Annotated in this window: 17 protein-coding genes; 11 read left to right on the top strand and 6 right to left on the bottom strand. The window is 42.5% G+C overall.

All coding sequences use genetic code 11. The features are described from left to right. Window positions 1-217 precede the first annotated feature (217 nt). Window positions 218-1,288 carry an LOG family protein gene (locus HWQ38_RS22135; protein ID WP_292797829.1) on the top strand — a complete coding sequence of 357 codons (1,071 nt, stop codon included), beginning with the start codon at window positions 218-220 and terminating at the stop codon, window positions 1,286-1,288. Window positions 1,289-1,349: 61 nt separating this feature from the next. On the opposite strand, the gene HWQ38_RS22130 is transcribed toward HWQ38_RS22135, so the two are convergent. Next, window positions 1,350-1,772, bottom strand: a complete 423-nt coding sequence (locus HWQ38_RS22130; protein ID WP_292797828.1) for a lysozyme inhibitor LprI family protein — start codon at window positions 1,770-1,772, stop codon at window positions 1,350-1,352. A 552-nt stretch (window positions 1,773-2,324) separates the two neighbouring features. On the opposite strand from HWQ38_RS22130, the gene HWQ38_RS22125 reads away from it, so the two are divergent. Together HWQ38_RS22125 and HWQ38_RS22120 are read left to right on the top strand one after the other, a co-directional pair. Further along, window positions 2,325-3,296, top strand: coding sequence for a YegS/Rv2252/BmrU family lipid kinase (locus HWQ38_RS22125; protein WP_292797825.1), 972 nt, complete (start codon window positions 2,325-2,327; stop codon window positions 3,294-3,296). A 102-nt stretch (window positions 3,297-3,398) separates the two neighbouring features. Beyond that, the gene (locus HWQ38_RS22120) at window positions 3,399-4,961 is read left to right on the top strand and encodes a metallophosphoesterase (protein ID WP_292797823.1); all 1,563 of its coding nucleotides are present in this window, start codon (window positions 3,399-3,401) and stop codon (window positions 4,959-4,961) included. Between the two features lie 359 nt (window positions 4,962-5,320). On the opposite strand, the gene HWQ38_RS22115 is transcribed toward HWQ38_RS22120, so the two are convergent. From HWQ38_RS22115 to HWQ38_RS22100, 4 genes are all read right to left on the bottom strand, one after another. Beyond that, on the bottom strand, window positions 5,321-5,728 hold the full coding sequence (locus HWQ38_RS22115; RefSeq protein ID WP_292797821.1) for a hypothetical protein: 408 nt from the start codon (window positions 5,726-5,728) through the stop codon (window positions 5,321-5,323). A 637-nt stretch (window positions 5,729-6,365) separates the two neighbouring features. Continuing rightward, window positions 6,366-6,800 (bottom strand): CAAD domain-containing protein, encoded by a 435-nt coding sequence (locus tag HWQ38_RS22110; RefSeq protein WP_292797818.1) that lies wholly within the window; start codon window positions 6,798-6,800, stop codon window positions 6,366-6,368. A gap of 187 nt (window positions 6,801-6,987) precedes the next feature. After that, a complete protein-coding gene (locus HWQ38_RS22105; RefSeq protein WP_292797815.1) occupies window positions 6,988-7,449 on the bottom strand; it encodes a BON domain-containing protein in 462 nt (153 codons plus the stop codon). Between the two features lie 142 nt (window positions 7,450-7,591). Next, window positions 7,592-8,932: a histidine kinase gene (locus HWQ38_RS22100; RefSeq protein ID WP_292797813.1), complete on the bottom strand. Its 1,341-nt coding sequence runs from the start codon at window positions 8,930-8,932 to the stop codon at window positions 7,592-7,594. A 591-nt stretch (window positions 8,933-9,523) separates the two neighbouring features. Between HWQ38_RS22100 and HWQ38_RS22095 the strand changes: the two genes are divergently transcribed. The 8 genes from HWQ38_RS22095 to HWQ38_RS22060 all read left to right on the top strand — a co-directional run bounded on the left by HWQ38_RS22095 (window position 9,524) and on the right by HWQ38_RS22060 (window position 19,035). Further along, window positions 9,524-12,664 carry an MFS transporter gene (locus HWQ38_RS22095; RefSeq protein ID WP_292797811.1) on the top strand — a complete coding sequence of 1,047 codons (3,141 nt, stop codon included), beginning with the start codon at window positions 9,524-9,526 and terminating at the stop codon, window positions 12,662-12,664. Between the two features lie 1,015 nt (window positions 12,665-13,679). Then, a complete protein-coding gene (locus tag HWQ38_RS22090) occupies window positions 13,680-14,501 on the top strand; it encodes a calcium-binding protein (RefSeq protein ID WP_292797810.1) in 822 nt (273 codons plus the stop codon). A gap of 664 nt (window positions 14,502-15,165) precedes the next feature. Further along, window positions 15,166-15,345 carry a hypothetical protein gene (locus HWQ38_RS22085; RefSeq protein WP_292797807.1) on the top strand — a complete coding sequence of 60 codons (180 nt, stop codon included), beginning with the start codon at window positions 15,166-15,168 and terminating at the stop codon, window positions 15,343-15,345. A gap of 14 nt (window positions 15,346-15,359) precedes the next feature. Then, a complete protein-coding gene (locus HWQ38_RS22080) occupies window positions 15,360-15,506 on the top strand; it encodes a hypothetical protein (protein ID WP_292797804.1) in 147 nt (48 codons plus the stop codon). A gap of 202 nt (window positions 15,507-15,708) precedes the next feature. Further along, the gene (gene ilvD / locus HWQ38_RS22075) at window positions 15,709-17,394 is read left to right on the top strand and encodes a dihydroxy-acid dehydratase (RefSeq protein WP_292797801.1); all 1,686 of its coding nucleotides are present in this window, start codon (window positions 15,709-15,711) and stop codon (window positions 17,392-17,394) included. Window positions 17,395-17,608: 214 nt separating this feature from the next. Next, window positions 17,609-17,986, top strand: coding sequence for a hypothetical protein (locus HWQ38_RS22070; RefSeq protein ID WP_292797799.1), 378 nt, complete (start codon window positions 17,609-17,611; stop codon window positions 17,984-17,986). Further along, entirely contained in the window at window positions 17,952-18,335 is a 384-nt protein-coding gene (locus tag HWQ38_RS22065; protein ID WP_292797798.1) for a caspase family protein, read from the top strand. The genes HWQ38_RS22070 and HWQ38_RS22065 overlap by 35 nt, the downstream gene beginning before the upstream one ends. Beyond that, window positions 18,265-19,035: an ABC transporter substrate-binding protein gene (locus tag HWQ38_RS22060; RefSeq protein WP_292797796.1), complete on the top strand. Its 771-nt coding sequence runs from the start codon at window positions 18,265-18,267 to the stop codon at window positions 19,033-19,035. The genes HWQ38_RS22065 and HWQ38_RS22060 overlap by 71 nt, the downstream gene beginning before the upstream one ends. Window positions 19,036-19,112: 77 nt before the next feature. Here HWQ38_RS22060 and HWQ38_RS22055 read toward each other — a convergent pair whose 3' ends face one another. Further along, complete coding sequence (locus HWQ38_RS22055) at window positions 19,113-19,898, bottom strand: Uma2 family endonuclease (RefSeq protein WP_292797794.1); 786 nt, start codon at window positions 19,896-19,898, stop codon at window positions 19,113-19,115. Window positions 19,899-20,088 lie beyond the last annotated feature (190 nt).

Genomic DNA, 20,088 nt, shown 5'->3' with positions numbered 1-20,088 from the left:
GAACACCAACTTCTAAGTTCCGAACACCAACTTCCAAGTTCCGAACACCAACTTCCGAGTTCCCATCTCAAAACATGGGGATCTGGACTTGACTAATGAGCAATACTACCTCAAAACCAGTTTTGAGTATGCTAACTCTACATCAGAAAGCTATATCCCGCTTGCGAGAGTGTGAGTTGTTCACGTAAAATATAATGCCATTGTTGCAGCAGTTCTCATGACCTCATCTGCGTCGTTTGACACATTAGAGTTTTTACAGGCGGATATCGCTGAATTGATCGCTCGTTTACCGACATTAAAAAATCGGCAATTTATTCAGCAAGCACTTGCGACTATTCTTCGTCTAGCTGATAGTGAAATTGAGCGTCTCGATTGGAAAATATTGTCGGCTGCGTTAGCAGATATGGAGCGCGGTTTCCAGCTTTTTTATGATTACCGACACGTTCGCAAAGTCACCATCTTCGGTTCTGCTCGTCTCGCTACAGATACGCCAGAGTACCAAATGGCGGTTGAGTTTGCTCGCGCTGTTTCTCAATTAGGATTTATGGTGATGACCGGCGGTGGCAGTGGAATCATGCAGGCAGGTCATGAAGGTGCTGGGCGAGAAAATTCCTTTGGATTAAACATTCAGTTACCCTTTGAACAGCAAGCAAACCCGTTTATAGAGGGTGATCCCAAGCTAATTCACTTCAAATATTTCTTTACCCGCAAGCTGTTTCTCCTTAAAGAAAGTGATGCTGTAGCCTTGTTTCCGGGAGGTTTTGGCACTCAAGATGAAGCTTTTGAATGTATGACATTAACCCAGAATGGTAAATTTGGCCCAGTACCTCTAGTTTTAATCGATCGCCCTGGTGGTGATTACTGGCGGTCTTGGAGCGAATATATTGATAAACAATTAGTGCAAAATGGTCTTGTCAGCCCTGAAGACCCCAGCCTTTACACGGTGACAGACAACTTAGATGTGGCTTGCGACGCTATCACCCGTTTTTACCAGGTTTATCACTCCTGTCGATATGTAAGCGATAAGTTAATCATCCGCCTGAAGACAGATATATCAGACGCTCTGGTAGAGCAACTCAATGCTGATTTTAGCGACATTATTATTCAAGGACGGATTGAAAAAAGTCAGGCATTACCTCAAGAAGCACAAGATGAAACTGTTGGACTACCCCGGCTGATTTTGTACTTCAATCAACGCGACTTGGGACGCTTGTATCAGATGATTGCCACAATTAACCAGATGGGTACTCCTTCACCAGAAGATGCAGCGCATCCAGAAAGAAAGTAGCTATTAAGAAAGGGAAGGGGATAATTTTGAATCACTTTCCCTTTTCTTACTTCAAGGAAAATTAAGGATCGGATTTGAGATATTCCTGTAATTGTTGGGTACGCAGTTTTGTAGTATTTGCCAGACAAGCAAAATAAATCGTCGGGGCAATACTTCCTCCTTCATTTCTGCTTCTTTCAAACTCACAATTGCTATCTCGAAACTTGATCCATATTACCTGTGCAGCAATCAATTTCTGTTTTCTAGAGCTTTCTAAGGTTGATAGCAATTGTTGATAAACTCGATTCAGTTTTTTATCTGCATTCTGATAAGATAACTTCGTGCATTCATTAATTGCTGTTTGAGTTTGAGGATTATTGCAATTGAGCTTTTGAACTAAGCGCATCTCGGCTAAATCAGGCGTTGTACCTGCTATTGTCATCGTGGGAGTATCTAAACTGCTGAGAGTTAGCATACTTGCCAAAACTAGTAATAATTGATGCATAGCAAAATTTTTATTGTTTACAACTATTTTCAGATAAATAGACCACGCGGTAGGGGCACAGCATACTGCATTGGTGTCAACTTAAGCTTGAAACAGCCTCTCTCATGGCTTTGTCACCCGCCTGGGAATGAATTCCTTTGGCTTTTAGCTCAAGTCTACTGAAGTAGACTAAGGATTTGGAGAGATATTTAGTCATCTTCAGATGACTTTTGCTATGAGCAAGGAACTTCAGTTCCTTGTGGAACATGGGTTATACGTTAAGTTGACACGTATGAGCATACTGTGCCCCTACGACAGATGTGGTTCAAATACATGAAAACTGCTGTAAGTATAGGAATTTGAGATTTTAGGTAGCGTAGAACTCAGATCAGAGCTAACACACCCTACTTTAACTTTATATTTATTACATATATTCATTTTTTATTGCCGACTTACTTGTTGCACTATTAGTGGTTTATACCTGACGGCAACCTAGCCGCAAGAGGGAAGTTGAAATTTTAGAAGAATGCTATAAAGAATATTTTAGTGACCTAAGTTTAGCTTTTATATTTTATGAATCGTTCCGCCTGCCTCATCTTCAATCCAGTTGCGGGTCAAGGAGATCCAGACTTAGAACTGGCAGAAATTCGGGCAATATTAGAGCCAGATATTGACCTAGATATTTATCTCACAACTGAAGAAATCGACGCTGACGAACTGGCCTATGCAGCAGTAGCGAGGGGGGTAGATGCAATCATTGCTTCGGGGGGAGATGGCACCCTCTCGGCGGCGGCGGCGGCTGTAGTAGGTACTGAGATTCCATTTGGGATCATTTCTCGAGGAACAGCAAACGCTTTTGCCACAGCTTTAGGAATTCCTGACACGATCGCAGCTGCATGTAACACAATTCTACAGGGTGGAATCCGCAGTGTAGACGTAGCCTATTGCAACGACCGGCCAATGGTACTCTTAGCAGGTATAGGTTTTGAAGCTGAAACTATAGAATTGGCAGACCGGGATGCAAAAAATCGCTTTGGGATGATGGCCTACGTTTTGGCAGGAATTCAACAACTGAGAAGCTTAAAAATTTTTGATGTTGAAATTGAAACTGAAGACAAAATAATTAAAACTAGTGCCTGTGCAGTAACAGTAGCAAATGCCGCGCCTCCTACTTCTGTCTTAGCTCAAGGGCCAGCAGGTCTGATTTATGATGATGGGTTACTAGATTTAACGATTGTAGCTCCAGCTAACAAGGCAGGAGCGATCGCAGCGACATTTCATCTATTTCAAACGGCTTCTACAGGTAACGCTGTAGAACGGGATGATATTGGCTTTTTACGAGCTAAACAATTTAAAATTACGACTAACCCACCACAAAAGGTTGTTTTAGATGGTGAAATAGTCGGCACAACACCAGTAGAAATTAAGTGTGTACCAGCAGGCTTGAAAATTTTTGTGCCATTAGTAGAAGAAGTTGAGCCTACGGAAAAACTAGAGGGACTTCCTAATCTAACTATTGAGATGAAAGATAAAGTAGAAGAATGAGGGCATTGGGCATGGGGCATGGGGCATGGGGCATTGGGGAAAGACTTGCTGCAAACTTGCTCCTCTGCTTCCCTTCAATTGAAGATTCAGGAGTAGCTTGCATTGAAACTTGTATCTGATCCAGCGATCGCTAACAAAATTCGTAAAATGAATCAGCGAGTGCGGTGGCAAGATCCGTTAATTGTAGAACGGAACATCGACCAAACTCGGCTGGTGTTGGAGGATGGTCAAACAGACAATTCGGAGTTCTCATTTTTGGTTGTAGGTGATAGTGGTTCGGGCAAGCACCGGGGACACAATCCCCAGCGACAGATAGCTGAACTCATGCTGCCTCATCACAACGAATGCCGCTTTATGCTGCATACCGGAGATGTGATCTATTTAGTGGGGTCGAGTGAATACTACCAGCAAAACTTCATTGAGCCTTACCGAGAGTTTATCTTGGGCGGAGAGCATCCCAGACAGATTGCCTATAACCAGATGATTTTTAAGCTGCCCATTTTACCTGTACCGGGAAATCACGATTACTATAACTTGCCGATTTTATTGAGCTTGGCATCCTTAACAACATTACCCATTCGTGGCCTGTTGCGATCGCGGTTAGACCTAGATGTGGGCTTGCATGGCTCAGGAACCGGTGATGCTTACACACGGGCGTTTTTGGACTATCTTAACGCCTTTCAGCTTCCCGGAGAGTTAGCCAGCCACTTAGAGAAATATTACACAGCCAAGACAGATACAGGTAGTTGTCTTTGCTATCAACCTGGGCACTTCACCCGCCTTCCCAATCGTTACTACACTTTTCGCTATGGTGGGATTGATTTCTTTGCCTTGGACTCTAATACATTTAACGATCCACCGCCCCTACCTAAAACAAAAAAAGGTGATGTGGATCGCAAAGTATTAGAAAAACGCCGTGAAGATTTAGAGCAAGAAAAGCTGGAAATTATTGAAACTTCAGCCAAGCTTCGTCCCGATAACCCTACTGAAGCCGACCAATTAGACGACTTCCACGCCAAGCTGTCACAAATTGAAGAAATTATTGTTGATATCGAGAAGCAACTAGCGACTAATAAAATAACGTTGACTGATACTGAACAATTAGACTGGCTCAAACAAAAATTAATTGAATCTTGGAATAATCCTGAAGTTCGGGGAAGGGTGATTTATTTCCATCATCCTCCCTATGTAACTGAGGCGACAAAGTGGCAACAAGCTCAAACTCTGATCATTCGCGATCGCCTCCGTGGTGTGCTGGATGCGGTAGCTAAAGAAATAGGTTCCCTAACTCAGGGGCGTCCTTTGCTTGATTTGGTATTAAACGGTCACGCCCACTGCTTAGAACACTTAGAAACAATGGATACAGGACACGCTGATTCTCATATCCACTGGATAGTTTGTGGCGGTAGCGGGTTTAGTTTGCGACGCCAGCGAATTGAGGGAGCAGATTTGATGGAGACTTTTGGGAATGAAAATAGATTAGTGGCGCGATCGCATCTCTTCATTGGTCGCAACGGTCAAGGTTTTCAGAAGCGACGACCTTATTCAGGTTTACGCATTGACGTTAAAGGCGAAGGACAGCCTAAGTTTATTGTGCGTCCTTTGGTTGCCGAATGGCATCAGCGAAAATGGCATAATAGTGAACTTGAGCCGTTAATCATTTAAGAAATGGGCTTTTGTTCTAACATGGATTACCACAAATTCTTACAAGCCCAATTTATCAAAAGCTCAGAAATTCGTAAAAGGGACTGGAGATTGGGTAATATCATGTTCGGTTGAAGACTTAGTAAATAGACCACGCTGTAGGGGCACAGCAATGCTGTGCCCCTACAATATATGTGGTTCAAATAAATGAAAACTGCTGTAAACGGATGCGGGGAGCTGAGAGTTTTGAATAATAAGTGATTAGCCGGACATAATATTATTTAGCCATACATATAAGTAGAGACGCAATCATTGCGTCTCTACAAACCACCTATTCCGCCTTCTGACGTGTAATTGCACCCAGCAAAAATACTTGTGAATTAAATTATTCCTGGGCCTCTACCGCGTTTGTCACCCTTTTCGGTCAACTTGCCTTCCTCGTCCTGATTAACTTCTCCGAGTTCTTCAACACGTTGGGCAGTTTCTTCTGCTGCTTGTTTACGTGCATCACCCGGTTCTTCGTAATACATTTCCGGTTCAACTGCATAGTTGTTCAACAAACCTTCTTTGTCCACAGTATAACCGTCAGTGGTGCGTATACTATCTGGATCGGTTTGGTCATCCGTAGCTGCATCTGCCTCCCTTTCTTCTGTGGGGACTGTTTTGTACAGATTTCCTTCTCTTTCCATTCGAGCAGCTGTTTCAGCTGGGATAATGCCGCGATCGTATGTATCGGATTCAGCTCGATCGGATGAATCTGTACCTTTGTTAACTCCTTCATTAGCCATAAATTATGTCCTCGTTAAAGAATGTATTAATTGACACTTTCCGCTTTCAATAAACGGAGATTCTTAAAACATCACTGTTTTGATATCCTGATTTCTCAGGTTCCCAGGCTGACCACGTTTGCACAAAAAAGCGCGTAGTCATATCTCCTCAAGGTTGTTTCGGGCATGACTTTCCCCCAGTCCGAGGGTAGGTTTTTTAATCTTATACTGATCTGAGTATACTACCATGTTCAATCACAAAATTGACTTAAGCCTAAAGGCTTTTGCCCTTTTCATCCCTTGTATAAAGTAGAGATGTATTGACCTTAGGTCGGACACATCTTCAAGTGTTTTCAAGCAGCATTCTTATAACTTCAAAAACTAGATTAGGCTTTTTTTCATCTTTGAGCGACTATCTTGAGAGGTGATTAAAATTTAAATATAATGTTATACTCTCTATCTTTTGATGTATTCAAAAGACTAATCTGAAATCCGGTTAAATACCGATAATTTACGGTTATTGGGTAAAACAAGGGTTTTGACTGAAGGTTTACACACTAGTTTAATAGACTTCTTGCATAAATCAAAAAAAGAACCCCTCCCCGCCTGCGGGTGGGGTGTTAGGGAAATTTTGCAAGAGGTTTTATGGGTTAGAAATTTATTCGCCCAGAAATTGGTTTTTCAGAAATTGAATTTCATCGGCTAATTCTTGCCGACTAGAAGCCTTCAGTAGATAACGGAAAATAAACCAACTGGCGTAACCAATTCCAATTAACTCAAAAAGCGGTGATAGTAGTGGAATATGAGTGATTGCATCCAGTACTGCAAATACTACCTTAACTGAAACAATCGCCGTCAAAATTAAAGCAACGGTTATTAGAGGCTGCTTGTAATCCTTAAAAAAGTTACTTAAGTATTGGGGCAGTTGCTCTAAAAATTGAGTAACTTGTCTGCTAATTTGCTGCCATTGAGATTCCGGTTCAGGTGCTGGTGACAACCTTGGCAAGTTTTCAGTATCTGTACCTTCAAGTGCTAGCCTACCTTGTGATAAGGAAGCATTGATAGATTTATCTTGCTGTTGTTTGGTTTCCATAGTTTTGATTTTCGCTGATTACAAAAAGATTCAATAACTGAACTGAGCATCAATAAATATAATTATTAAGGTCATCAGTTGTCAATTCTTAGTGGTCAGTAATAAGTATAACTGACCACTAAGATTGAGCAGGAGGATCGGAATTTATTTCTGCCTACCTACTCACTTGGATTTGTTGTTAGCTGCCTTATTTTTTGGGTGTGAGAACAGTTGCTTTCACAACTACACTTTTGACACCTTTAATTTGTTTAGCTAAAGGTTCAATTTTAGCTAACTCCTTCTGATTGGTGACAGTTCCTGCTACAGTCACAATCCCACCTTCTGCGGCAGCAACTGTTAGTACACTCTTAGGTATATTAGCCTCTAACTTGGAGCGAACTTCACTTGATAAATCGCCTTTAGCTCTTGTTGTATCGCCACCAGTGGTATTATTGCGCTGTTCGCGGGCTTTAATATCCGCGTTTAGTTGTTTTCTGCGAACTTCACTTTGTGCGTCTTGTTGAGAAGCTTCTGTGGTTTTTGCGCTTGGTGTTGCGGGAGCGTCATTAGGATTATTGGGTGCAGATTCACTTGTTTTAGAAGCGTTATCACAAGCAGCAACACCAAAAACCAAAAGGCAGCTAATTAAAAAGGGGGTTAGCTTTTGCATATGTTTAATTCGGAATCGAAAAGTGAAATTTGTTGATATTTACGGCAGGAGTGAGAAGCAAGTTTTTTTAGTCAGGAGCAAAGTTTCCAAATTTTTGCTCCTACAATTTTGTAGAATTAGTCTGAATGACAACTACCTTAGGTTAGAGTATTTCATCACGACGGTCAACAATGACTACGGCAGGATCGTCAGAATGAGTCGCTGTTGAGTAATTGGGGCGATCGCTATTAGTAACTGGTGTGTTGCGCTCTGTTACTCTGTCCAAACCTGGGCGATTTGTGCCTGAATCATTGGCATCATAGATTGCAAATTCTTCAATACCCCGACGTTTGAGAATCGCTTCCGCTTGGCGAATTTCAGCTTCGGTACCATCGATAATAACTAAATAGTCGCCTTTGGTGAAGCGATCGCTATAAACTTGCGCCCTGTCTTCAGGAATTCCCAACCCAGCGAGTCCGCCAACAATACCCCCAGCTGCTGCACCGATCGCACCCCCGGCGGCTGTTGTCGCCAAAGCTGTTGCTATTGCACCACCTGCAATCACAGGGCCCACTCCCGGAATCGCTAAAGTCCCAAGACCAACTAATAAGCCAGTCAAGCCGCCTAGAACACCGCCTGTAGCTGCTCCAGTTTTTACGCCATCGTCTGCTTTATTACCTGTACCGACCTTTCTATCTACATCTACACCAGCGATCCCTTGAGCGTTCGTATCTTTGGCAATGATCGAGACTGTATTTAAAGGAAAACCCGCATCTTGTAATTCTGTAAGCGCTGCTTCTGCATCTCGACGATGAGAAAAGACCCCAATTGCCCGTCTAGCAACACCACTACGACCCGCAGGCGGAGTTGGAGCGGCATAATCAGTGGCAGTAGGAATTGGAGTTATATAATCAGTGGCAGTAGGAGTTGGAGCTACATAATTAGTGGTTGTATTTCTAGCATCTGGGTTGTCGTAAATCCCAAACTCTTCCACACCCTGACGATGTAAAATTGCTTCTGCTGTAGCGATTTCTGTATCTGTGCCATCTACGATCACTAAATAGTGTCCTCGCTTGACGCGTTCGTCGTAAACTCTGGCTCGTTCTTCGGGAATTCCTAAACCAACTAATGCACCAAGCAAACTACCAGCTACTGCACCAATACCTGCGCCAGCGAGTGTGGTTGCTAGAGTAGTTGCTGCGGCTCCAGCTAACATAATTGGCCCGATTCCAGGAATTGCCAAAGTCCCAAGACCGACTAACAAACCAGTTAATCCGCCCAAAGCACCTCCTGTGGCTGCTCCGACTTTCGCGCCTTCGTCAGATTTATCACCGACGCGATCGCGCACATCAGCACCAGCAATCTCGTCTTTGTCTCCATCCTGCGTAATCACAGACACTCTGTCCATGTCAAAGCCGGTGTTTTTCAATTCATGTAGCGCCTTTTCAACATCTCGACGATTAGAAAATACACCGACACCGCGTTTATGTACACCTACAACCATTATCTTATCTCCTCAGCAAAAATCAATTATTCAGTCATTTATAGCTCGTAATCACCCTTATTAAGACATAATTGTGTTTATTTTCCATCAATCCCTTGGAATAATTTTTATCTCTATCATTAGACATAGGTGTTTTTATCTAAATTTACTAAAAAATCTCGAATTATAAAATATGATTTGTTTGAGCAAGCTGAGATATTAATTATTTTAGTTTACAGAAGATTCTCTAAAAAGTTAATTTTTACTTTAACTAAATTGCTGCCAAACAACTATCTAAACCTCGTCCATTTGTCAACCTAGAGTAGTGCCGACATCTTACCCCCTACTACCAGCAGGTAACAAGATGCTCCCACGACTTTTGAATAGGACTTACGCAAAACTACACACAGTTAAGACTGCTACCAAATTAGTAAACACATATTATTTTATTTTATTAAAAATTAATAAAAATATTTATTTTTTGTAAAATACGACTTTTGGCAAACAAAGTTATTACCTAAGAAAGTGTCATCTGAATATAACTCATAACTAAATTTAGAAGTAAGCCATTTGATGAATGGGTATTTAATTGAGTGCAAGTGAGAACATCTTATGTTTCAAGGTCTTTTAAGTATTTGGGGATGGAGCGGGCTGCCTTTTGGATTAGCGCCGATAACTTTAGCCCAGGAAGTAATAACTCCAGAAGAAGCATCAGTTCTTTTTTCTGGCCCGAAATTCTTGGTAGCATTACTGGCTGGTGTCTTAATGGCATTTGCCTTTCAATTACTATTCACAAACTTTTCAGTTGCTATCGGAATTTCATCTTGGGAAATTGACTCAGATTCTGATGATCAGCCAGAAAGCTTAGGTAGTAAAATTCGTGAAGTGCAAGCCAAGGTTGGTGCTTGGGCGTTGATAAGCGCTAGCATTGCATTATTTATTGCTTGTTTTCTAGCGGTAAAACTTAGCTTAATCGAAAGTGCATTTTTAGGAGCAATTATCGGTGTAGTCATCTGGTCTGCCTATTTTTCCCTGGTAATTTGGTTAGGTTCATCGGCAGTTGGTTCTCTAATTGGTTCTATCGCTAATACTGTCACCTCTGGTTTTCAAAATCTGATCGGTACAGCAACTGCTGGTATCGGTGCTAATGCTGCGAAAAAACAGTTAGTTTCTACTGCTGAAGATATTACAGCCGCAGTCCGGCGGGAATTTACTTCAGGTTTTGATCCTGAAGGTATTAAAAATACGCTCCAAAGTTCCTTAGGTTCTCTGCAATTACCAAAGCTGGATATCAAAGATATTCGTAATCAATTTGACCAGCTTCTTAAAGACACAGATTTGCAATCTGTTGCTAACAGCGACCTGTTGAAAAATATAGACCGCCAAACATTTGTTGATTTAATCAGCAGCCGCACAGATTTATCTAAAGAAGATATTAATGGCATTGCTGACCAATTTCAAGGTGCTTGGCAACAAGCTTTAAATCGCAAAAATCCCACGGAGCAAGTAATTAATTTGCTGAAGTCGGCTAGTCCCGAAGAACTGAATTCCGAGCAATTAGGTGAACGGCTGCAACAACTGGTTACAGTCGGAGGTGGTAATGGCAACCAAAGCAATACTGTGATCAATCAAGCTATTCGATTGGGCTTGAGCGCCGCCGCCCCCGCAGTCCTGGGTGGGGTAAATCTTTCTAATATCGATGTGAACAAAATTACCACTCAGTTGCAAAAGCTGAAGGAGAAAGTTCAAGATGTCGATGTCGAGCAAATCACAGAACAATTCCAAAAGTTTAGAGAGCAAGCAACTAAGCAAGTATCTGCAAAATTCCCAATATCACTGGAAAACACGATTAAGGCAGATGTAGAAGAATACATATTGAATTCATTTCCTTGGCACTTTAACCGAATTACGCTAGTAGATGAATTTCCAGAAGTCATCTATGATGTAAATGCAGATCCGACAACTGTGAGACGGGAGTTGGAAGAACTAAATCAAGAATATTTCACCAACTTGCTGAAGCGGCGGGATGATATTAATGAAGCTAGGGTGAAAGAAATTGCCGAACAAATGGAAAGCGATCGCCTGAAAGTTTTAGAAACTGTAAAACAGGCTCAAACGCAAGAAAAAGGACAAGATTTCCGCACCCGCATCGAAGATTATCTGCGTTCGACGGGGAAAGACGAACTCAATCCTGAAGGTATTAAACGGGACTTTGGCAAGTTGCTGGAAGATCCAGAAGCTGGTTTTGAAGATTTAACTAGCCGCTTCGGGCAATTTGACCGCAACACTTTTGTACAATTGGTCCAACAGCGTGAAGATATCAGCGAAGAAGAAGCTAATAATATTGTTAGTCAACTCGAACAGAACCGCGATAATCTCTTGAATCGTGCTAGAGAATTGCAAGAACAAGCAAAAGCGAAAGCTGATGAACTGCGTCAAAGAGTTGAAGATTATCTGCGGAATACTAACAAAGATGAACTAAATCCCGAAGCAATCAAACGCGAGTTTGGAGTTTTACTAGACGATCCCCAAGCTGGAATCAGCCTTTTGCGATCGCGCCTATCGCAATTTGACCGCGATACATTGGTGCAATTGCTCAGTCAGCGTCAAGATTTGAGCGAGGAACAGGTAAACCAAACTCTGGATCAACTTGAAGCAGTCCGAGATAATATTTTGCAAGTACCGCAACAGGCGAAAGAACAGTATGAAAAAACTACAAAAGCGATCGCCGAATATCTCCGCAAGACTAACTTAGAAGAACTTGATCCAGAAGGGATCAGAAACGATTTGGAAAAATTACTCAATGATCCCAAAGCCGGAGCATTAGCACTGCGCGATCGCTTATCTCATGTTGATCGAGAAACCTTGGTTAAACTCGTGAGTCAGCGAGGAGACTTGAGCCAAGAGGAAGTTAATCAGATCATCGATCGCGCTCAAGATGCAATTGGTGAGATTGTGAGAGCGCCACGACGTTTAGCCAAGCGTACTGCTCAACAAGCTTTAGATTTTGAAGCCACTCTTGAAGAATACCTGCGTAATACTAATAAAGACGAACTAAATCCTGAAGGAATCAAACGCGATTTGCAATTGCTGCTATCTTCTCCCCGCGCTGGAATTGGGAATTTAAGCGATCGCGCCTCGAAATTTGACCGTTCGACAATTGTGGCGCTGTTATCTCAACGCGAAGATATCTCAGAAGAGGAAGCTAACCGGATTGTGGAGCAAATTGAATCGGTTCGCACTTCCATTGTCGAACAATTCCAGCAGATTCAGCAAAAGGTGCAATCAGTGTTGGATGGAGTTTTTGCGAAAGTTCGCAACTATCTCAACTCGCTGGATCGTTCCGAACTCAACTATGAAGGCATTAAACAAGACTTTGCGAAAGTCTTTGACGATCCCCAAGCTGGATTTGAAGCATTGCGCGATCGCCTCAGTGAATTTGATCGTGACACCCTAGTTGCTGTGATCAGTTCGCGTGAGGATATTTCTGAGCAGGATGCTAACCGGATCATCGACCAAATCGAAGCAGCGCGGGATGGCGTATTGCAACGAGCCGAACGCATCCAGAAAGAAACCCAAAAACGTCTGAAAGCGATCCAAGAGCAAGCTAAAAAGCAAGCCGAAGAAAGCAAAAAAACCGTTGCAAATGCTGCTTGGTGGATATTTGGGACAGCGAGCACTACTCTTTTTGCTAGTGCGATCGGTGGTGCGATCGCTGTCACTGGCATAACAATAACAACTCTACCTCGGTAGAATATCTGCGTCATCAGGAATTTTGATATAATACAAAGTGGTATTCAGTGTTTACAAATGAATCCCACTTTTTTTTATAAATAAAACAAACTACCCCCCAGAGTAAAGAGTTGGTGCTATTAAAGTTAACTATGTAAAGTTTTATAAAGATTCGGAGATCAGCTTGAATTCAGCTTAGTTGCTGGTTTACATACCTTTACATCGTTTGGTTTTTCTTCACCAACCTACTTACGATCACGACTTTATTATTCCGATATAGATTAAAAAGCCCTATCTGAATCAAGGTTTTCAGATTTTGTTCTGGTGAGAGTAAAAAAAGAGGGTTAATTATTCTTTCTTATAGATAGAAAAAAGTACCCTTGAAGGTAATATCATAGTCTTGTGATTCGGAATACAGTAAAAACGTCCAAAACCTATGCAATTCCGTATTAGAAAATCTGCTTATTCCCTAGCAGCCTAGTACTGGAACCAGTGAAGACATCAGGCACAAGGATATAACATGACTCTTGGCACAATCATTTTGATGCCAACATCATCAATACATCCAGTGCTTCTCAAATCTTCTCAAGTCTTCAGACTTAACAAAACAGAATTCAGGAATCGGTCAACAAGAAAGTGGCGGGTCTAAGAAAAAAGTAACGCTCCTGCGTCGCTAACAAATCGGCCACCGAACTTCTGTTCGCCAAAAATCGGCGCTCAGAGTCAAGGGAAGCCGCAGTTCAAATTTTCTGCTGAATCCCCCACTATCTATATTGATTCACAATTCTGAATTCAACAGCAAAGACCTATTCTAATCAGGTCTGATTTAGTTATGTCTTCCTACTCGTTATTTCTCCACCTTGTTTTGTTAGCGTTGCTTAATGAAAGTATGAAATTCAAAAATTTAATGTTTAAAACTGTTTCCTTTGCGCCTTTGAGGGAAACCAAATTCATACTCTTAATCAGCAACGCCGTTTTCTGATGGGGAAGTGACGAGGTAATTTTTTTACCCTCTAAATTCAGGAGAAGCTCATTAATGGCAATCTATAACGGTACTAATTCCAGTGACATTATCAACGCTCGTAGCACCAACGATATCTTGAACGGCAATGGCGGCAGCGATATCCTCAACGGTGGTGGTGGCAACGATACCATTAACGGTGGTAGTGGCAGCGATGTCCTCAACGGTGGTAGTGGCAACGATAGCCTGATTGGCGGATCGGGCGACGATATCCTGAACGCCGAGAATGGCAACAATACGCTTATCGGTGGTGATGGCAGCGATATTCTGAACGCTGGTAATGGCAAGGATATTCTCAACGGTGGTAATGGCGACGATATCCTCAACGCCGGCAATGGTGACGATATCCTCAACGGTGATAACGGCGACGATATCCTCAACGGTGGTAACGGCAAGGATATCCTCAACGGTGGTAATGGCGACGATATCCTCAACGGTGATGGTGGCAACGATCTCCTGACTGGCGGATTGGGCAACGACACACTCGTTGGCGGTGCTGGCACTGATGTTCTCACTGGAGGACCAGGTAATGATGTTTTCAAATTCAACTCAGTTTCAGATAGTACTCCTGGTCTTTCACGGGATGTAATCACTGACTTTGTTGGAAACGGTAACTTGCCAGGAGACCGAATCGATCTATCTCGCATCGACGCCAACTCGATTGTAGGGGGCAACCAAGCCTTCACTTACATTGGGGCTGCCGCATTCACGGCACCCGGTCAGATCCGTTATTCAGGAGGTATTCTGCAAGGTAACACTGATGCGAATCTGTCGGCTAACTTTGAGATTCAGCTTGCAGGCGCACCACAACTAGTAGTAAAGGATATTATCCTTTAATTTCATAGACCTGCCTTGAAAATAAGGCAGGAGGCAGAATTCTAATAATTGAACAGTCGAGAGGAGAAGACAAGCTAAACTTACCTCTCCCTTTTAGAGTGCAATACGCTTGGGTTAAGGCTAAAAACTAAAACTAGTGTAGGTTGAGTTTCGCTATTGCTCAATCCAACCTACTATTTTTCTTAACCCAAGCTTATTGTTTTATAGTGATTATTATTATGCAAATTGCTCGCGCCGCTATGCATGAGAAAATCAGATAATATATTTGTTCTACCGAAAGTAATAAAAGAGGGTTAATTATTCTTTCTTATAGATAGAAAAAAGTACGCTTCCGGGTAGTATCATATTCTTGATTATTCTAAAATACAGTCAAAATATCCTAAAAGCGATGCAATTCCGTAGGAGAAAATCTGCTTATTCCCTATCAGCCTTGCTTTACTTAATCAGGTGTAGTTCAGTTTATCTCTTCTTACTCATTATTTCTCCACCTTGTTTTCTCGGCGTTGCTGAATGAAAGTGTGAAATTCAAAAATTCAATGTTTAAAACTGTTTCCTTTATGCCTTTGGGAAAAACCAAATTCATACTCTTAATCAGCAACGCCGTTTTCTGATGGTGAAGTGATGAGGTAATTTTTTTACCTTCTAAATTCAGGAGAAGCTAAATATGGCAACCATTAACGGTACTAATAGCCCTGACAATCTTTCCGGTGGAGTTGATTTTTTTAGTTTCGGTGATATCATCAACGGATTTAATGGCAACGATACAATTAAGGGCGGAGACGGCGACGACACACTCATCGGCGGTGCTGGGACTGATATTCTGACTGGAGGATTCGGCTCGTAGGAGCGCCACAACTAGTGGCAAGCGACATTATCCTTTACGGCACCTCTAACATTATCTTTACTCCTAATGGTAGCAATATCATCTTCAATCCCTTTGACGGTTCGGTTAGCGGTAGTACCGGAACCGGTAGTATTAACATTTACGGTGAGGGCAGTGCGTAAATTCTCCGAAGCGGAGAGAGGTTTTGAAAGTTTTTCTCTGTTTGTATGAAACCACCCTACGACCACCCACGGAATTTTGTTAACCTAAGTTTGTAGCTTAACTGAGCAGTATTGTTGCTCATGCGCGATCGCACCGCCCAGACATGAGAAAATCAGGTAATACAATCGCAATCCAAGCGATGAGGCCAGGGAAGGAAAAAAGATGTCAGAGAATTTGAGAAGCCAAATTGTAACGCAAGGGGTACAGCGATCGCCGAATCGAGCTATGCTGCGGGCAGTTGGTTTTAAAGATGAAGATTTCAATAAAGCGATTGTGGGCATTGCCAACGCTTACAGCACGATTACTCCCTGCAATATGGGGATAAATCAACTGGCACAAAGGGCAGAAGTTAGTATTAAAACTGCCGGCGCAATGCCACAAGTGTTCGGCACAATTACCATTAGCGATGGGATTTCGATGGGAACTGAAGGGATGAAATATTCCCTAGTGTCGCGGGAAGTCATTGCAGATTCCATTGAAACCGTCTGTACTGGACAAAGTATGGATGGTGTGCTAGCGATTGGCGGTTGTGATAAAAATATGCCTGGGGCAATGCTGGCGATCGCCCGGATGAATATCCCGGCTATCTTTGTTTACGGTGGCACAATTAAACCTGGTCACTACAACGGACGCGATTTAACTGTTGTGAGTTGTTTTGAAGCTGTTGGTCAATACAGTGCCGGAAAAATTGACGAAAAGGAATTATTAGAAGTTGAAAATCGGGCTTGTCCTGGCGCTGGTTCCTGTGGGGGAATGTACACGGCTAACACCATGTCTTCAGCATTTGAAGCACTGGGGATGAGTTTGCCCTATTCTTCGACAATGGCGGCGGAAGATGCCGAAAAAGCCGACAGCACAGAAAAATCAGCCTTTGTCTTAGTCGAAGCAATTCGCAAACAAATCTTACCCCGCCAAATTATCACCCGCAAATCTCTAGAGAATGCCATTTCTCTAGTTATGGCGGTGGGTGGTTCGACGAATGCAGTATTGCATTTATTAGCGATCGCCCGCGCTGCTGATGTAGAGTTAACACTAGACGACTTTGAAACTATCCGCGCCCGTGTTCCGGTTTTGTGTGATTTAAAACCAAGTGGTAAATATGTCGCTACAGATTTGCACAAAGCTGGTGGTATTCCGCAAGTCATGAAGATGCTACTTGTGCATGACTTGTTACACGCCGATAGCATTACCATTAGCGGTCAAACAATTGCAGAGATATTAGCAGACATACCAGAAGAACCATCCGCCAATCAAGATGTGATTCGGACTTGGAATAACCCGATGTATCCCCAAGGACATTTAGCCATCCTCAGAGGTAATCTGGCAACAGAAGGGGCTGTCGCCAAAATTACTGGCGTGAAAAAACCAGTAATTACCGGGCCTGCACGGGTATTTGAATCGGAAGAAGCCTCTTTAGATGCAATTTTGGCGGGTAAGATTCAAGCTGGTGATATTCTAGTCATCCGCTACGAAGGGCCTAAAGGCGGTCCTGGGATGCGCGAAATGTTGGCTCCCACCTCAGCAATTATCGGTGCTGGTTTGGGTGATGCTGTGGCATTAATTACCGACGGGCGCTTTTCTGGCGGTACTTATGGCATGGTGGTTGGTCATGTTGCTCCAGAAGCAGCAGTGGGTGGGGCGATCGCTCTTGTAGAAGAAGGCGATAGTATTACTATTGATGCACCCGCTCGTTTATTGCAATTGAATATATCCGAAGAGGAATTGACCCGTCGTCGTGCCAACTGGCAACCCCCCGCTCCGCGTTACACTAAAGGCGTGTTGGCGAAATATGCCAAATTGGTATCTTCTAGCAGTATTGGTGCTGTTACAGATTTGGACTTGTTTTAATTAACCTAACGTAATAGACATCTCCGAAAAAGAATGTAGAGACGTAGCAGTGCTACGTCTTTTTGATTTCTAGTAATTTTTACCTAAATTTTATGAGTTTTTGTAAAAATCTTGAAAAAGTTTCAGGAAATTTACAGAGCAGATATGATGTCAATAGAGAAATCACGGAAATATAGTTAACAGTCAACTGCCTAAAAACCGAAAAGGGTACAAAATGAGTTTTGAATCTAACGTCAAACTAACGATCACTCTTTCTAATCCAGATTTAGATGCAGAAGATCAAGAACGGGAAACGCGAAATCTGCTAGGAGAGATCAGAGATTTAGATGTAGAAAGTGCTGAACTTGTAGCAGTTGCAGAAACTCCTTTAGGATCAAAGGCGTTTGGAGGTTTTCTGCTGGGAGTGTTGCAGGCAGAGGTGAGTATTGCCAATTTTAAGAAATTGTTGGGATATTTGGGCGATCGCTTGGGTGGTAAATCGATTGAATTGGAAGTCGAAGCCAACGGTAAAAAGCTGAAAGTTAAAGCTAGCAGTCGGGAAGAGTTAACCGCCGTCATTGAACAAGCACAAAAGTTTGTCGCAGGCAACTAGAGAAATTCCAGCAGCAAGGAAGAATAACGAGATGGCGAAAGTAGCACTGCTAATTGGAGTCAGCGAGTATGAGCCTGGTCTTAACCTATTACCTGCGGCGACAAAAGATGTCGAGGCAATGGAGCGAGTTTTGTTGCATCCAGACATTGGCGGTTTTGATCAGGTAACACCGCTGGTAAATCCTCAACGACAAGTAATGGAAGAAGCTATCGAAACCTTCTTTGAGAATCGTCAAAAAGATGACCTCTTGCTGCTATTTTTTTCTGGACAGGTTAGTGATGATATCTCCCACCAGTTATGCCCAAAATCTTACCAGTATTGGCAACTATATCTTCCGCACTGCTCCTAATGTTAAATCCATAGCAGATAGCGTCTCTAATTACGCTATTACAAGAGCGGGTAAAACCAATTTTCTTATCTGTGTTGATTACCAAGGGATGGATAATCAATCGTTTAACAATGAGTTTGTTAAAGCAATAAAGGCTGCTGGCGGTCAGATTAATTCTATAGAGTGCGATATTTCTGCCCGTGACTTTAACCCTAGTGCTGTCATTTCTCAAGCTGTACGTAGCCGTGCTAATGCCTTGGTGTTAGGTCTTTATGTAGACAAAATAAAGCAAGGTCTAGCGGTGGTACAATCTAATCAAGGGCAGTTGACTGTATTTGGTAGTCCTACACTTTTCACTGACGAAACCTTAAAACAGGGCGGAGGTATCAACGGACTGATAATCTCTGCACCTTGGTATCCCGCAGCATTTCCTAATAACATCTTTCCTCAAAAAGCCCAAAAACTTTGGGGTGCAACTGTCAATTGGCGAACAGCTACGGCTTATGATGCAACTTTGGCGATTATCGCAGGTTTACAACGAACCAACAAACGCGATGAATTGCAAAAGGTGCTGCACAGTCCAGATTTTTCAGTCGATGGTGCAACAGGAAAGATTCAGTTTTTAGCATCTGGCGATCGCAAAGACAATCCCATCTTCTTAGTCAAAGTTCAACAAAAGCCTGGCACTGATACCTATGAGTTTGTGCCGATTCAACCTTAGTTTTGCAGCTTTACTTAATAGCGATCGCACTTACCCATTCTGATATTTCCAAATAGCGATCGCATCCAGTCTTTTGTTTACAACATATCTGGATTTTCCCCCAGTTCTCTCAATCTAGCCGCTAAACGAGCCACCTGTACAGCAGCCGCTTCTTCTCGTACAGCAGCAGCTTCAGCTTGTGCAACAGCAATTTCCGCCTGCGTGACTGCGACTTGTGCTTGTGCAGCAGCAGCTTCGTCTGGTAACAAAACCAAATTCCCAGCCACATCATAAAACCGCAACCATATCGCCATTTCTCTGTCTATTATTCCTTCATACGTTCCCAACCATAAACCTAACTTTTGACACCACAACCAACCACGCTCATTAGGTGTCAAAGATTGATATTGCTGATTATGATCTAAATGCCACCCTTGCAAAGAAGTCGGATCAAAGGGGTCATAGACAAAATAATCTGAAGTATGAAAAGTTTGTTCGTAAAGGTCTTTCTTAACAGTCTTATCTATTTTCGCTGTAGATGGTGACATTAATTCTACAATCACATCAGGATAACGACCGTTTTCTTCCCACACTACCCAACCTTGACGAGAATTAGTCCCGTCCACATTCAGGACAGCAAAGAAATCGGGGCCACGGAAATCCTGGTTACGTACTTGGGCGCTGCTGTAATAAATAAACATATTGCCACCAGTAAAAAAATCATTCCGGTCAGCCCAAGCTTGCTGCAATGAGCGAATCAGGACATTCATTGCAATACGGTGGCGATTTGATTCCAAGGGTTCTCCGTCATCAAAAATTAAATCTGTGGGTGGTGTGGGGTGTTCCCAGTCTAGAATGGCTCTTGGGTTGTTTTCGGTAGTCATGAGCGATCGCCTTTCTCAGAAAGCCTTAGATTTTTATCATAAATTATTCTTAACCCAATCTCGAAAATTACGCATAGCTTGACTTCTGCCAGAAATGTTGAATCCTAATACAAAACTTTACATATTTAATTACACTAACTCTAAAAAGCCTAAAATAGTCAACATGACATCATCTCCTCAAACCAATGAA

The organism is Nostoc sp. NMS7 (assembly GCF_017115085.1).
Classification (GTDB): domain Bacteria; phylum Cyanobacteriota; class Cyanobacteriia; order Cyanobacteriales; family Nostocaceae; genus Nostoc.
This window is presented reverse-complemented; position numbering and strand designations above follow the sequence as displayed.

Excerpts from the sequence above, each read along its gene's own strand:
- HWQ38_RS22135 (WP_292797829.1), top strand. The coding sequence starts at position 218 with ATGACCTCATCTGCGTCGTTTGACACATTAGAGTTTTTACAGGCGGAT.
- HWQ38_RS22070 (WP_292797799.1), top strand. The coding sequence starts at position 17,609 with ATGAGTTTTGAATCTAACGTCAAACTAACGATCACTCTTTCTAATCCA.
- HWQ38_RS22125 (WP_292797825.1), top strand. The coding sequence starts at position 2,325 with ATGAATCGTTCCGCCTGCCTCATCTTCAATCCAGTTGCGGGTCAAGGA.
- HWQ38_RS22130 (WP_292797828.1), bottom strand. The coding sequence starts at position 1,772 with ATGCATCAATTATTACTAGTTTTGGCAAGTATGCTAACTCTCAGCAGT.
- HWQ38_RS22095 (WP_292797811.1), top strand. The coding sequence starts at position 9,524 with ATGTTTCAAGGTCTTTTAAGTATTTGGGGATGGAGCGGGCTGCCTTTT.
- HWQ38_RS22105 (WP_292797815.1), bottom strand. The coding sequence starts at position 7,449 with ATGCAAAAGCTAACCCCCTTTTTAATTAGCTGCCTTTTGGTTTTTGGT.
- HWQ38_RS22055 (WP_292797794.1), bottom strand. The coding sequence starts at position 19,898 with ATGACTACCGAAAACAACCCAAGAGCCATTCTAGACTGGGAACACCCC.
- HWQ38_RS22115 (WP_292797821.1), bottom strand. The coding sequence starts at position 5,728 with ATGGCTAATGAAGGAGTTAACAAAGGTACAGATTCATCCGATCGAGCT.
- HWQ38_RS22090 (WP_292797810.1), top strand. The coding sequence starts at position 13,680 with ATGGCAATCTATAACGGTACTAATTCCAGTGACATTATCAACGCTCGT.
- HWQ38_RS22110 (WP_292797818.1), bottom strand. The coding sequence starts at position 6,800 with ATGGAAACCAAACAACAGCAAGATAAATCTATCAATGCTTCCTTATCA.
- HWQ38_RS22085 (WP_292797807.1), top strand. The coding sequence starts at position 15,166 with ATGGCAACCATTAACGGTACTAATAGCCCTGACAATCTTTCCGGTGGA.
- ilvD (WP_292797801.1), top strand. The coding sequence starts at position 15,709 with ATGTCAGAGAATTTGAGAAGCCAAATTGTAACGCAAGGGGTACAGCGA.
- HWQ38_RS22100 (WP_292797813.1), bottom strand. The coding sequence starts at position 8,932 with ATGGTTGTAGGTGTACATAAACGCGGTGTCGGTGTATTTTCTAATCGT.
- HWQ38_RS22060 (WP_292797796.1), top strand. The coding sequence starts at position 18,265 with ATGATATCTCCCACCAGTTATGCCCAAAATCTTACCAGTATTGGCAAC.